Origin of the sequence: Novosphingobium jiangmenense (assembly GCF_015694345.1) — a bacterium.
GTDB lineage: Bacteria > Pseudomonadota > Alphaproteobacteria > Sphingomonadales > Sphingomonadaceae > Novosphingobium > Novosphingobium jiangmenense.
Genome location: NZ_JADQDC010000003.1, coordinates 337,491 through 352,064, shown reverse-complemented (window position 1 = coordinate 352,064; position 14,574 = coordinate 337,491). Strand labels below are relative to the sequence as shown.

Sequence of the window (14,574 nt, the reverse complement as noted above, 5' to 3'; positions counted from 1 at the left end):
CCCGTACAGTTCGTCATTGCGAGCGTAGCGAAGCAATCCGGTGCGGCAGCGCGAAACGCTCTGGATTGCTTCGTCGCCTTGCTCCTCGCAATGACGATCGGGAAGACCAATCTGCCTAAAAAACAGGCAGTGCCTGCGCAAAATTTGTGCACGATTTGAACAAGGCTGCGCAATCTTGCGCATGGAAGACTTGCGCATTCGATTCAAATCTTGCCGAGGCCCTGATTTTACGGCTTTCGCGTTGCAGCGCGATGGCCTAGTGCTGCCAGTGAGCGGGTGGCACGATTCTTGTAACGTCGTCGCCACACTCGGGATAAATTGCCGGAACGCGCCACTCGCGGTCCGGCTTGCGTTGCAGGGGTCTGTACGACGTGAAAAAGGTCGAAGCGATCATCAAGCCCTTCAAGCTCGATGAAGTGAAGGAAGCGCTGCACGAGATCGGCGTATCGGGCATCACGGTTACCGAAGCCAAGGGCTTTGGCCGCCAGAAGGGCCACACCGAACTCTATCGCGGGGCCGAATACGTCGTCGATTTCCTGCCCAAGGTGAAGCTCGAGGTCGTCGTCGGCGACGCGCTGGTCGACCGTGTGGTCGAAGCGATCGCGGCAGCAGCGCAGACCGGGCGCATCGGCGACGGCAAGATCTTCGTGATCCCGATCGAGAGCGCCCTGCGCATCCGCACCGGCGAGCGCAACGACGACGCGATTTAATCATAGCGACAAGACAAGTTTGATGCCGCGGCGGGCCTGACCCGGCGGGCAGCATAGCGGGGGTGGGCCTGTGGACGGGCAAGCCTCCAGACAACAACCACCCCAGATACCCTCCGGCACTCTCCACCGGAGGCAATGAAGAAGAAGGACCAGCGATGGCAACTGCAAAGGACATCCTCGCCCGCATCAAGGACGAGGAAATCGAATGGGTCGACCTGCGCTTCACTGACCCGAAGGGCAAGTGGCAGCACCTGACCATGGTCTCGACCGTTCTCGGCGAAGACGAACTGGAAGACGGCCTGATGTTCGACGGTTCGTCGATCGAAGGCTGGAAGGCCATCAACGAGTCGGACATGATCCTCAAGCCCGACCTCGACTCGGTCTATGTCGATCCGTTCTCGGCCTCGCCGATGCTGATCATCAACTGCGACATCGTCGAACCCTCGACCGGCGAACTCTATGGCCGCGACCCGCGTTCGACCGCCAAGCGCGCAGAAGCCTTCGTCAAGTCGGCCGGTTTCGGTGACACCGTGTATGTCGGTCCGGAAGCCGAGTTCTTCCTGTTCGACGACGTCAAGTTCTACGACGGCTACGACGGCAACGGCTTCCGCATCGACGACATCGAGCTGCCGACCAACTCGAACAAGGACTACGAAGGCGGCAACCTCGCCCACCGTCCGCGTGCCAAGGGCGGCTATTTCCCGGTCGCTCCGGTCGACAGCTGCGTCGACATCCGTGGCGAAATGGTCCGCACCATGATCGAGATGGGCCTGCCCTGCGACAAGCACCACCACGAAGTGGCCTCGGCCCAGCACGAACTCGGCCTGACCTTCGGCACGCTGGTGCAGACGGCTGACCGCATGCAGGTCTACAAGTACGTCGTGCAGCAGGTCGCCCAGGCCTATGGCAAGACCGCCACGTTCATGCCGAAGCCGATCAAGACCGACAACGGTTCGGGCATGCACACGCACATCTCGATCTGGGAAGGCGGCAAGCCGCTCTTCGCCGGCAACGGCTATGCCGGTCTGTCGGAAATGTGCCTGTACTTCATCGGCGGCGTGATCAAGCACGCCAAGGCGCTGAACGCCTTCACCAACCCGACCACCAACAGCTACAAGCGCCTGGTGCCGGGCTATGAAGCCCCCGTGCTGCTCGCCTACTCGGCCCGCAACCGTTCGGCCTCGTGCCGCATCCCCTATGGCGCCGGCGCCAAGGCAAAGCGCGTCGAGTTCCGCTTCCCCGACGCGATGGCCAACCCCTACCTGTGCTACTCGGCACTGCTCATGGCCGGCCTCGACGGGATCAAGAACAAGATCCACCCGGGCGAAGCCATGGACAAGAACCTGTACGACCTGCCGCCGGCAGAACTCGCCCAGGTCCCGACCGTTTGCGGTTCGCTGCGCGAAGCGCTGGAAAGCCTCGAGGCCGACCACGACTTCCTGCTCCAGGGTGGCGTGTTCACCAAGGACCAGATCGAAGCCTACATCGAACTCAAGTGGCCGGAAGTGATGCGCTGGGAAACCACGCCGTCGGCCGTCGAGTTCGACATGTACTACTCGCTCTGATCCACACGATCAGCGAGAAGACGAAGGGGCGTCCGGGAAACCGGGCGCCCTTTTCGTCTCGCCCTCCCATCTCGTCATTGCGAGGAGGTGAAGCCGACGAAGCAATCCAGAGTCAGCGCAGAACCGCTCTGGATTGCTTCTCCCGCTCCGCGGGCTCGCAATGACGAATGAAGGGTGGGTCGAACCACCGCCTGCAGCGGAAAACGCACGAGATTGTGATTTTATCCACAGGCGTCCGGCGATTTGCGACGAAGCGAGACGAGTTGTGATTGCGGCAGGATGAACGGAGGGCGCCGAGACTCCTCGAATCCGCCAAAATCCTTAGTGATGCTGCCCATGATAAAGAACGCGGTCGCAGCATTTCTGGCATTCTTCGCAGTCGTCGCCCTGCCGACCGCTGCCCAGGCCCGCCTCCAGTGCGTGACCTATGCCCGCCAGATTTCCGACGTGCAGCTGAGCGGCAACGCCCGCGACTGGTGGAGCAACGCCGCCGGCACCTATGACCGCGGCCAGAAGCCCCAGGCCGGCGCCGTCCTCGCCTTCAGCGGCACGCGCGCGATGCCCTATGGCCACGTCGCCGTCGTCCGCAAGGTCGTCGACGATCGCCACATCCTGATCGACCACGCCAACTGGTCGGGTCCGGGCATGGTCGAGAAGGGCGTGATGGCGGTTGACGTTTCGGCCGCCGGTGACTGGAGCGAAGTGCGCGTGTGGTTTGCACCGACCAAGTCGGTCGGCCTGCGCGCCAGCCCGGCCCATGGCTTCATCTACCCGCGTACGGTTACGGCCGACGCTTCGGCCGCGAAGTCCGCCAAGGGCTGATCCGCTTGCCGCCGATGGGGCGGCAATTGCATTTGCCAGCACGCACGATGACGCGCACTCTGCCCGGAACACCGGGGAGAAGCCTATGCCGTTGCGTCGCGTGATTCTTGCACCAGTCCTTTCGCTGAGCGCTTGTCTGGTATCCCTGCCCGCAGCGGCAGCCGATGCCGAGATGACCGACGATCAGGCGGTGCAATTGTCCAACGCGATCTTTGCGGACATCACCCGGGGCAAGCCGGCGGCGGCGATCGAGAAGGCCGACCAGCTGATTGCGGCGTTCAACCTGCGTCAGGCCAGGCGCGCGCATGTCTGCGCTGAATCGAACGAGCAGGCCGAGGCTCTGGCCCGACACAACGACCGCGAAGTGACGATGGAGCTGACCATTGTCGGCGCGGCGTGGTGCGATGGCTATTTCGCCAAGGGCTATGCCATGATCGATCTCGGCAAGGGCAAGGACGCGCTGCCGTGGCTGCAACTGGCACACGACCGCGCGCCGCTGAATGCGCATTATACCAATGAACTGGCCGAATGGTTCAAGAGCCAGCGCGACTGGACGCGGTCCTACGGCCTGTTCGAGGAGGCGCTGAAATCCGCCGAGACTGCGCCCGGTGACCGACGCCCGTTCTACAAGGCGCGGGCGCTGCGCGGCATGGGCTTTGCCAAGATCGAGATGGGGCAGCTCGACGAGGCCGAGGCGCTGTTCAACCAGTCGCTGACGTTCGAGCCGAACAGTCCGGCGGCGATGAACGAACTCAAGTATATCAAGCAGATCCGCGGCAAGCCGAATACGTAGGGTCAGGCGCTGCGGCGCTTTTCCACGACCTCGGGTTCGAGCAGCGCGCGCGCCTCCTCAAGCGGCATGGCCTGCCAGAACAGGTGGCCCTGGATCATCTGGCATCCCGCCGCCTGCACCAGCGCGCGCTGCATCGGCGTTTCGACGCCTTCGGCGACGACCTTCATGCGCAGCGTGTGGCCGAGCGAGACGATGGCGCGCAGGATCGAGTGCGCATCGAGATCGGCCTCGATGTTCTGGACGAACGAACGGTCGATCTTGATGCGATCGAACTGGAACGAGCGCAGGTAGCTGAGCGACGAATAGCCGATGCCGAAATCGTCGAGCGCGATGCGGAAGCCGCGATACTTCAGGCCCTTGAGCACTTCGACGACGTGCTCGCTGCGATCGAGCATCACGCCTTCGGTGACTTCGAGCACGAAGCGGCGCGGGTCGGCGCGGGTTTCGCGCAGCATCTGGTCGATCGAGGGCAGGAAATCGCTGGCCATGATCTGCAGCGGCGAGAGGTTGACCGAGATGTCGCACTCGGGCCAGTCGCGGCAATCCTCGAACACGCGGCGCAGCACCCACTGGCCCAAGGGCATCATCAGGCCGGCCTGTTCGGCAATCGGCACGAACAGGCCGGGGCGGATCGCGCCGCGTTCCGGGTGATACCAGCGCAGCAGCGCCTCGAAGCCCTCGACGGTGCCGTCACCCGCGTTGACGATGGGCTGGTAGGCGAGGCTCAGTTCGTCGCGCGCGATGGCCCGGCGCAGTTCCATCTCCATCTCGCGCCGCAGCTTGACCGAGGCGTCCATGTCGCGGGTGAAGCGGCGATAGCGCGCGCGCCCGCGCTGCTTGGCGCGGTAGAGCGCAATATCGGCGCGGCGCAGGAGTTCGCCGGGGTCCTCGCTCTGTTCCGGGCCCCAGCTGATGCCGCAGGACAGGCTGATGTCGAGGCTGTTGCCGGAGATCGCGAACGGTTCGAGCGCAAGGGCCATGATCTGGCGACCGAGCATGTCGGCAGCGGCGCGGCCACCGGTGGAGCGGCGCAGCAGCACGAACTCGTCACCGCCGAAGCGCGAAAGGAAGTCGCCCGGCGGCAGCGAGCGGCGCAGCCGCAGCGCGACCTGACGCACCAGCTCATCGCCGACGTGATGGCCGAGCGTGTCATTGACGACCTTGAAGCGGTCGATGTCGACATAGGCGACGAAGACATCGCCGCGTTCGGGCTGTTCGGTGCAGAGCGTCAGTTCCTGCCGCAGGCGCTGCATGAAATGGGCGCGGTTGGGCAGGCCCGACATCGCATCGTGAAGGGCATTGTGCTGGGCCTGCGCCTCGCTGGCGACGAGCTCGCTGGTGGTGCGACGCATGCGCCGGACGATGATTGCCCCGCCCGCGACGACGCCGACGAAAAACAGGATATAGATGGCGAGCAGCGGCGCGGTCTGGCGCAGAATGGCGGGGCCCGGCGGCTTTGCCACCCAGGTGAACCAGCCGATCGAGCGGCCCTCGGGATCCTTCGCCTCGAGCGCATTGCGTGTCTCGTCCGAAGGCGGGCGTGATTCGAAGCGCAGGCCGTCGAGCAGCAGCGAGGCCTGCAGGTCGGCGATGACCCGCGCATCGACCATGCGGACGAGCACGATGTAATCGGGCGGGCCCTTGAGCAGGCCGGGGGTGACATCGGGAACGACCGAAGCCACGGCGATGAAGGCTGGGCCGCCCTCGAAGCTGTCCATGGCGCTGGCCCCGCGCGCGATCGGCAGGCCCTTGGCGCTGAACGGCCAGAGCGTGTTGCCCAGCCGACGCCATTCCACCGGCTTGTCCGAGCCGGAATCCTCGCGGATCGAGCGGCGGATCAGGTCGGCCACGTTGCTGCGAATCTGGTCGTAGCGGCAATCACCGGTGACCTTCGGGCCTTTCCAGCAGCGGACGACCCGGCCATCGGCGCGCACGTGATAGATGCGGTCGATGTGGTGGCTGCCCCAGAAATATCCGGCGAGATAGTTGCGCGCCCAGGTTTCGGCCTGGGGCGAATTCAGCGTGACGACGGCTTCGTCCCAGGTGATCTGCAGGCGGTTGGTTTCCAGCAGTTGCCTTTCGCTGCGTTCGACGAAGCGCTGGACCAGCCGCTGCTCTTCCTGGCGGGCGAAGCGGTCGGCAAGGCTGGTGGAGTTGACGAAGGCCACCACGAGCGCGGTCGTCAGCGCCACCAGTGCGAGAAACGTGCCCACGACGATCCACGCCGCGCCCGCAGCTCCTTGCTGGTGCCGCAGAACGTCGCGCCTCATGGTGAAACCACTCCCATCTGCCCGGCCCTAACGGCAGCATCCGAATAAATGGTTATCAATCACGACGCTCGGGCGCTTAGCCGCACATGGGATGGCGGCCGGGCGGAACTCCGGGCGCGGTGCCGGGTTGAGCAGGGTGACGATGGCGGGCGGAGGGATACCAGCGGAGAATGGCAATGCTTCTCACTCTTGCACTCATCCTGTTCGTGCTCTGGGCTCTGGGCGTGTTCGCCTTCAAGGTTACCGCCGGCGTGATCCACATCGTGCTGGTCATCGCCATCCTGATCGGACTGGTCCACCTGTTCCGCGGACGGCGAATCTGACGCAATCGGGCAGGCCTGACCGGTTGCGGATCGAAACGCAGATGCCTACCTTCCCGAAGGCAAAGGGCCGGACGACGCGTTCGGCCCGCTCACTTTCGGGAGAAACGCGATGCGCGAGAGGCTGCAGCACTACATCGATGGCAAATGGGTCGACAGCGAGGGCGGCAAGCGCCACGAGGTGATCAACCCGGCGACCGAGGAACCGGTCTGCGCGATCACGCTCGGCACGCAGGCCGATGTCGACAAGGCGGTGGCGGCGGCGCAGCGCGCGTTCAAGAGCTTCAGCAAGACCACGCGCGAGGAGCGCCTTGCGCTGATGGACCGCATCGTGGCGGAGATGAAGAAGCGCGCGCCCGAACTGGCCGTGGCGATGGCCGAGGAAATGGGTGCGCCGGTGAGCTTTGGCGGAACCGCACAGGTCGGTGCCGGGATCGGCGGCTTCCTGGGCACGATGGCCGCGCTCAAGAACTTCAACTTCATGGAAGACAACGGCAACTACAAGGTGGCCTACGAGCCGATCGGCGTCGTCGGCATGATCACGCCGTGGAACTGGCCGCTCAACCAGATCGCGCTCAAGGTCGCACCCGCTCTCGCGGCGGGCAATACGATGATCCTCAAGCCTTCGGAAGAATGCCCGACCAACGCGGCGATCTTTGCCGAAATCCTGGATGCGGCAGGCGTGCCGCCGGGCGTGTTCAACCTTGTCCAGGGTGACGGGCCGGGCGTTGGCACCGCGATCAGCTCGCACCCCGGGATCGACATGGTGAGCTTCACCGGTTCGACGCGTGCGGGCATCCTCGTCGCCAAGGCAGCGGCCGATACGGTCAAGCGCGTGCATCAGGAACTGGGCGGCAAGTCGCCCAACGTGGTGCTGCCCGATGCCGATTTCGCCAAGTACCTGCCCTCGACCGCGTCGGGGCCGCTGGTCAACTCGGGCCAGTCGTGCATCTCGCCGACCCGCATCCTCGTACCGAAGGAGCGCGAGGCGGAAGCGGCGGCGTTCGTTTCGGCGATGTATTCGGCGACCCCGGTGGGCGACCCGCTGACCGAAGGCAACCACCTCGGCCCGGTCGTCAACAAAGCGCAGTTCGACAAGATTCGCGGGCTGATCCAGTCGGCCATCGACGAAGGTGCGAAGCTGGAGACCGGCGGTCCGGACCTGCCCTCGAACGTCAACCGCGGCTACTACATCAAGCCGACGGTGTTCTCGGGCGTGACGCCGGACATGCGCATCGCGCAGGAGGAGATCTTCGGCCCGGTCGCCACGATCATGACCTACGACGATCTGGAGCAGGCCATCGAGATCGCCAACGACACCGCCTATGGCCTTTCGGCCTGCATCACCGGCGATCCGGCCAAGGCGGCGGAAGTGGCCCCTGCCCTGCGCGCCGGGATGGTGGCGATCAACAACTGGGGTCCGACCCCGGGCGCGCCGTTCGGCGGCTACAAGCAATCGGGCAATGGCCGTGAAGGCGGGCTCTATGGCCTCAAGGACTTCATGGAAATGAAGGCAATCAGCGGCCTGCCCGCCTGATTTCGGCCAAGGCTTGAAGGTGAAGGGGCTGCTCGCGAGAGTGGCCCCTTTCGTCATGGAACGCTGTGCCGATGCCGCCGGATTCGTCATTGCGAGCGTAGCGAAGCAATCGAGAACAGGCGCAGCACCGCCCTGGATTGCTTCGTCGCTGCGCTCCTCGCAATGACGAAGCATGCCCGTAGGCCCGTCAGTAGTCCTTGCTCGCCTTGAGGTTGATGCTTTCATCGCCGATAGTCGACATCGTGCCGAGCAGGGCGAGCCAGCGGGTGATGCGGAATTCGACCGAGGTGGCGTTGTAGCCCGCGCCGTCCGTTACCAGCTCGACGAAGAAGCGGCGGCCGATGTACTTGCCGACCGCGATGCTGGTGCCCGAGCCGACGGTGGGATCGGCGCCGACGATGCGCAGGCGATCAAGGCCGATGGCGGCGCGCAGCTTGTTGATCGGATCGAGTCCGCCACCGCCGCGCAAGCTGGCCAGCGCGGAGGCCAGTTGCACCGCTTCGGGCGCGGAAATCTGCGAGATCGAGCTGCCGAACAGGATGCGGCTGAGCAGTTCCTCTTCCGGCAGCGACGGCGTGGAGGAGAAGGCGATGATCGGCTTGTTGCCGGTGCCGGTGATCGAGATCTTGGCGTTGATATTGTTGGCATCGCCCTCCGCGACGATATCGAGCTGCGGATCGACCGGGACTTCGCCGGTGAAGCGGATGCGCCCGCGCGTGAGCTCGAAGCGCTTTCCAGCGAATTCATAACCGCCGCGCACCAGATCGGCGGTGCCGATGATCTGCGGAGCAGCGGTGGTGCCGCGCAGGCGGATGTCGGCGCCCCATTCGCTTTCCAGGCCGAGCCCGCGCACGTCGATGCGATTGGCCCCGGCGGCGTCGATCAGGAAGCGCCATGGGGCGGCGGCAACCATTGGCGGGGCGGCGTCGGCGGGGGCGTTGACTTCGCGCGTGGCGATGACGGGGAGTTCCTGCACGGCACTGGCGCGGCCCAAGGCCCAGCGGGCGCGTTCGATCCGCACGCGACCGGCAATGGTACCGCCGATGCCGTTGCTGACGATGCGCAAGGGGCCGGTCACGGTGGCGGCCATGTCGTCGCGCGAGATCAGCTGGGCATTCTGGGCGGAGAGCTTGAGGTCGATCGTCGGGCCGTGCTCGGACAGTTCGGCAAGGCCGATGGTGCCGCTGCCGCTGACCCGGCCACCGTTGGTGGTGACGCCCGAGAAGCGCGCCAGTTGCAGACGGGAATCGGTGAAGGTTCCGGCCATCTCGACCTGGCGGATATCGGTGCCGGTGAGCGTGCTCTGGACGCGCAGGCCCTTGGAGGCGAGCACGCCTTGCAGGACGGGGGCGGTAATCGAGCCGGAGATGTCGGCGCGCACGCCGAGGGGGCCGGTGAGGTCGAAGATCTCGACGCCGGACAGACGCCACAGCGATTCGGCGGGGCCGGAATAGCGCAGCTGTCCGGCGAGCCTGCCCGCCTCGAGCCGGTCCATGAAGCCGCCGCCGCGCGGGAGGCCGCTGACCACCGCCTGCAAGCGGCCGCGAATGTCGCTGCCTTCGCGGATCACGGTGCGCATCTGCAAGGTCTCGGGATCGAGCCGGGCGACGAGCGCGACGTCGACCGGGCGCGAGGTGAGGACGAGGCCGGAGCGCGACAGGCCGCGCACCATCAGGGCGGCGTTGCCCGAGGGGGCGCCCTGCCCGTCGTTGTTGTATTCGACGATGCCGGAAGCGACGCCGCCGAGGCCGAGGTCGGCGACGACGATGTCGACCACGGAAAGCGGCATGCGCGAAAGCATCAGCTTCAGTTGCGTCGGCCCGCCGAGGACGTGGCCTTCGGCGATGAGGATGCCGCGACCGAAACCGATCTGGGTGGGCGACAGGCGCCAGCCCTCGCCCTCGCGCGTGAGGATCGCGCGGCGGGGCATCGACACCTGACGGCCCGCATATTCGCCCGAGACATAGGTGACGATCTGGTCGGGCGAGAAGGCGGCGGTGCCCTGCAGGGCGAAGCGCGTGCCTCTGCGGCCCGAGACCGAGGCGGTGACCGAGCCGCTGCCGTCCTGCAGATAGGCCGAGGCGGCGAGCTTGCCGACGAAAACCTTGCCCATGCCGATGCCTTCGGCAAGCAGGGTGCCTTCGATGGTCGAGTGGCCGTCCTTGATCAGCCCGGTGGCATCGAGCTTGGCATTGCCGATCGACAGGGGCCGCGCGCCGCCGAAGCGGGCATTGCGCGCCGTTACATTGGCATCGAAGCCCTGCCCGCCTTCGCGGGGGCTGAGCTGCACGGTGCCGTTGAGTCCGCCGCCGGCAAGGGCGATCTGGCCCGCGACGCCATCCTTGCCGAGCGTGACGCCGCCCGTCACGTCGGTCTGCCAGACGCGGAACTGCTGGATGTCGATGCGCGTGGCCTGGCCCGGCGGCATGAACAGGCCGAGCGTGCCGTTGAACGGGCCGAGCGTGGAATCGCCCGCCGTCTCGATCCTGAAGCCATCGGCGATGGGCGAGAGGGCGACGCGGACGTCCTTCAGGCCTGCCGCCGGGAGCGGGCTGGCGGAGACGAGGACCGCGTTGGGGCCGTCACTGGTCATGGCCGCTTCGACGGTGAAGGCGCCATAATCGGCATGGCGACCGCTGCCGGTGAGCGAGGCCGCGCCGCCGGGGAGGACCTTGCCGTCCAGGGCCATCTGCAGCTTGGCGGAGGTGATCTTCGCCTTGCGGAAGGTGACGGGAATGCGCTCGCCCAAGGCGAGGCCGCCGGTGAAGCGCACGTTGCCGCCGGTCAGCGTCTGCAGCGTGGCGTTGTCGATGCGCGTCATGCGCCCGGCGAGGTTGGCCTGCAGCGTCCACGGCACGCCGTTGCCGATCTTGAACAGGATCTTGGCGGTGCCATCGACCGCGCCGAGGTTCTGGATGGCAAAGCCGCGCGCGACCACAGGACCTGCAAGGGCATAGCCGCCGCGCGCCATGTCGCCGCTGAGTGCGAGGCGGGCGCCGAGACCCTTCATGGTCAGCGCGAGATTGTCAGAGGTCAGGCGGTTGCCCGCGAAGGCCAGATCGCCGGTGATGCGTGCGCCGGGGAAGCGCGGATCTATCATCTCGTTGCCGGTGACGACGCGTTGCGCGGTGACGTTGAGCGGGAGGACGAAGCGCTTGCCGTCCCACGTGGCGGTGCCGGAAGTGCGCAGGCCTTGCGCGTCCAATGTGCCGAGCTTGAGGCGCTGGACGGCGACCTGATGTTCGATCGAGAGGTCGGAGAACTCGCCGTCGAGCGTGGCGTCGATGGCGACGCCCGACAGTTGCGGGGTGGAGATCAGCTTTTCGGGCTTGAGAATCAGGGCGCGGACCTTGAGCGCCTCGGTCTCGTTGTTGGCGAGATCGAACTTGCCCTGGGCGCGGACCTTGAAGGCATCGCCTGCGGCGCGGACGGTGCCGTCGAAGGCATTGTCGGCAAAGGTGCCGTCATAGAGCAGCGAGAGCGTCTGGCCGACGGCTTGCCCTGCCGTGCCTTTCAGCATCTTGCCCGGCCAGACCTGACCGCCGAGGCTGTAGGCCCCGGCGCGATTGGCGAGTTGGAAGGCGGCGAGCTTTTGGTCGCCGATGGTGGCATAGGCGACGCCGTCCCAGCGGGTCCAGCCGCCCTTGCCGCCGACGCGGGCGCGGATATCGCCGTCGGCGCCGAGCATCTTCGCCATCATGCCATCGCGCGGGGCGTCATAGAGCAGCGCGAGGTCGAACTTGTTGCGATCCGGTTCGCTGTCGAGACGGAACACGACATTGTCGCCCGCGACCTTGCCGTTGACGTCGACGATGGCGTGGCCGCCGCGAATGTCGGCCTTGGCGATGACATCGACCCGGCGCTTCTGACCGGCCATGGCGGGTGAGACGGTGAGGTTGTCGATCACCAGCTTGTCGATGCGGATGTCGAAATCGGGGAGGATCGGGGCGTTGGGATCTTCGCTGGGGCGCAACGCCGGGGCGCGGCGCAGGACGCCGCGGTGCAGCGCGAGCAGGCGCACGTCGAGCCCGGTCTTGAGCCAGGCGAGCGGGCGCCAATCGAGCTCGGCCTCCGGGATGGTGAGGAACACGCCTTCGGGATCGCTGACGCGGATATCGCGCAACTTGGCCGCGCCGTAGACCGAGCCGTCGATGCGGCCGATCTCGATGCGCAGGCCCGAGCCGGGAGTGATCGCGGCGATGCGGTCTGCGACGAGGCGGTGGCCGAGCGAGGAATCGAGAATGACGAGCGCAGCGAGGACCAGCGCGATGCCGGCCGCGAAGAGGATCGCCAGCCTCCGGGCAAAGCCGCGCACGAAGCGGCTGCGGCGCGAGCGCTGTGGCACCTCGGGCGTCGGGGCCGGGATCGCTTCGTCCGCCATCAGAAGGCCTGACCCAGCGCGACGTAGACGCCGATGCGGCTGTCGCCCTTCGACGGGTTGAGCGGGGTGCCGAGGTCTATGCGGATCGGGCCGAAGTTGGTCTGGTAGCGCAGACCGATGCCGGCACCGATCTTCAGGTCGCGCAGGCGCGGGGTGGTGGTGGTATCGACCGCCCCGGCATCGATGAAGGGCACGAGGCTGACCGCGCCGCCGAGCAGGCCGGTCTTGACGCGGGCTTCGAGCGAGAATTCGCTGAGCGCGCGGCCGCCGCTGGGTTCGCCCGCCGTGTCACGCGGGCCGATCAGCTGGTAGCCGTAGCCACGCACCGAGCCGCCCCCGCCTGCGTAGAACCGGCGCGAGGGCGCGATGTTGGTGATGTCGGTGCCGATGATCGTGCCGAAGCGGACGCGCCCCGCCACGACCAGCTTCTCGCCCATCGGCTGATAGTAGCTGGCATCGAGCTGGGCCTTGCCATAGCTCGACCGGACGCCGTTCTGCACCGAGACTTCGGGCGAGACGCGCAAGCCCACGCGGAAGCCGCGCGTGGGATCGAGCAGGTCGTCGCTGCCATCGTAGGCGGCGCGCATCGGCAGGGCGCCGATGAAGTAGGTCTTGCGCGGCTGGCGGGCAAGGATCGCGGCGGCATCGCGTTCGCCAGTGGCGAGGATTTCAACGCCTGCGGAGAACACCCACGGCTTCTGGAACAGGAGCGTCTGCTGGCGTTCGATGCCGGCGGTGAAGGACACGGTGCGCGCCTCGAAGGCGCTGCTCGTCTGGTTGCGGGCATAGAGATCGGCGTTGAGCACGAGGTCGCGCGTCATGAAGTTGTTGCGGCGGAAGGTGAGCCCGGCGAGCTGTTCCTGCGTACCCGCGACGCCGCGGACGCGGATCATGCCTTCGGGCGGGAAGAAGTTGCGGTGCTCCCAGCTGGCTTCAACGCGGAAGCCTTCGCCACTGGAATAGCCGATCAGACCGGCGATGGTGCGGACCGGTGCGGGGGTGAGCGTGACGTCGACATCGACGGTGCCGGGTGCCTGGCCCGATGGCGGGGCGACTTCACGCGCCTCGACGGTGAGCGACGAGACAAGACCGGTGGCAAGGATCGCCTGACGCAGGTCGTCAACCTCGGAGCGCTTGAAGCGGTCACCCGGATCGAAGCGGGCGATGCGCTGGAGGTGCTTTGCGCTGAGGAAACGATCGCGCGAGGAGTTGATCTGGCCGAACCGGTAGACGCCGCCGGGTGTGACCGGCACCGTGAGATCGCCTTCGCGGCGCTCGTGATCGATCAGCAGATCGGGATCGCCGACCTTGGCAAAGGCATAGCCGGTTTCGCCCAGCGCGGTCTGGAGCGAGAGACGCTCGGCAACGATGCGGTCGCCGTTGATGGCATCGCCCGGCTTGAGCTTGAACGCGCCGCGCAGGGTTTCGTAGTCCGGGCCGGTGGCGGCGAGATCGCCCAGCGCGATCTGGCCGACCTTGTACTGTGGCCCCGGCTGGACATCGAAGCGCACGACGACCTTCTCGACGTCGATGGGGCCGGTGGCGTCGCCTTCGGCACGGTCGCCCAATCCGCCGAGGGTCTGGTAGATCTGGGCGTCGTAATAGCCGTAGACGCGCATGACCTGGGCCAGCGTTTCGCGGTCGGTGCGGGCGCGGCGGACGATCTGGGCGAGGTTGTCCTCGTCGTCGTCGAAGGTCTTGAGGCTGGACAGGCCGGAGAAGCGACTGACGATGTCGCCCTGTTCGGCGATGGCGTCCTTGCCCGTCGGGAAGGCCACTTCGACCTGCTTGCCGACGCGCGAGACATCGGCATCGGCGAGGCGGACATTGGCGGGGGCGTCGGCGTCTTCCTGACCTGGCAGAGCCTCGACCGCAGCATCGGTCGACTGTTCGGCCACATCGATATCGGGGTCGGGCGAGAGCGGCTGGATATCGGGGATCTCGCTCCCGTCCGGCCACGGGATGGTCATGCCCGGAAGGTCCGGCATGGCGGTATCGGCCTCGATCTGTTCGATCACGGAGGCAGGTGGTGCGCCGGTGCGGGCAGCTTCGGTATCGAGCGCCCAGGCATCGGCATTGTCGAGCGCCGAATCGGGGATCAGGGCTTCGAGTTCCTGATCGGCCTGCTTCGACTGGGCGAAAGCCTGCATCGGCAGGGCCAGCATCAGCACGGCCG

The 14,574-nt window shown here is 66.4% G+C and carries 9 protein-coding genes; 6 read left to right on the top strand and 3 right to left on the bottom strand.

Annotation, left to right across the window (positions count from 1 at the left end; genetic code table 11):
• Window positions 1-371 precede the first annotated feature (371 nt).
• The 4 genes from I2488_RS06840 (at window position 372) to I2488_RS06825 (ending at window position 3,890) form a co-directional block, all read left to right on the top strand.
• Window positions 372-710 (top strand): P-II family nitrogen regulator, encoded by a 339-nt coding sequence (locus I2488_RS06840; protein WP_039334174.1) that lies wholly within the window; start codon window positions 372-374, stop codon window positions 708-710.
• Between the two features lie 155 nt (window positions 711-865).
• Complete coding sequence (glnA, locus tag I2488_RS06835) at window positions 866-2,275, top strand: type I glutamate--ammonia ligase (RefSeq protein ID WP_196275038.1); 1,410 nt, start codon at window positions 866-868, stop codon at window positions 2,273-2,275.
• Between the two features lie 336 nt (window positions 2,276-2,611).
• Window positions 2,612-3,097 (top strand): CHAP domain-containing protein, encoded by a 486-nt coding sequence (locus tag I2488_RS06830; RefSeq protein WP_196275037.1) that lies wholly within the window; start codon window positions 2,612-2,614, stop codon window positions 3,095-3,097.
• An 85-nt stretch (window positions 3,098-3,182) separates the two neighbouring features.
• The gene (locus I2488_RS06825; protein WP_196275036.1) at window positions 3,183-3,890 is read left to right on the top strand and encodes a tetratricopeptide repeat protein; all 708 of its coding nucleotides are present in this window, start codon (window positions 3,183-3,185) and stop codon (window positions 3,888-3,890) included.
• Between the two features lie 2 nt (window positions 3,891-3,892).
• On the opposite strand, the gene I2488_RS06820 is transcribed toward I2488_RS06825, so the two are convergent.
• Entirely contained in the window at window positions 3,893-6,160 is a 2,268-nt protein-coding gene (locus I2488_RS06820) for a bifunctional diguanylate cyclase/phosphodiesterase (RefSeq protein ID WP_196275035.1), read from the bottom strand.
• A gap of 176 nt (window positions 6,161-6,336) precedes the next feature.
• On the opposite strand from I2488_RS06820, the gene I2488_RS06815 reads away from it, so the two are divergent.
• Together I2488_RS06815 and I2488_RS06810 are read left to right on the top strand one after the other, a co-directional pair.
• The gene (locus I2488_RS06815) at window positions 6,337-6,483 is read left to right on the top strand and encodes a lmo0937 family membrane protein (protein WP_196275034.1); all 147 of its coding nucleotides are present in this window, start codon (window positions 6,337-6,339) and stop codon (window positions 6,481-6,483) included.
• Window positions 6,484-6,592: 109 nt separating this feature from the next.
• A complete protein-coding gene (locus I2488_RS06810; RefSeq protein WP_196275033.1) occupies window positions 6,593-8,017 on the top strand; it encodes an aldehyde dehydrogenase family protein in 1,425 nt (474 codons plus the stop codon).
• Window positions 8,018-8,204: 187 nt separating this feature from the next.
• On the opposite strand, the gene I2488_RS06805 is transcribed toward I2488_RS06810, so the two are convergent.
• Together I2488_RS06805 and I2488_RS06800 are read right to left on the bottom strand one after the other, a co-directional pair.
• On the bottom strand, window positions 8,205-12,398 hold the full coding sequence (locus I2488_RS06805) for a translocation/assembly module TamB domain-containing protein (RefSeq protein ID WP_196275032.1): 4,194 nt from the start codon (window positions 12,396-12,398) through the stop codon (window positions 8,205-8,207).
• Window positions 12,398-14,563, bottom strand: a complete 2,166-nt coding sequence (locus I2488_RS06800) for an autotransporter assembly complex protein TamA (RefSeq protein WP_246465543.1) — start codon at window positions 14,561-14,563, stop codon at window positions 12,398-12,400. The genes I2488_RS06805 and I2488_RS06800 overlap by 1 nt, the downstream gene beginning before the upstream one ends.
• Window positions 14,564-14,574 lie beyond the last annotated feature (11 nt).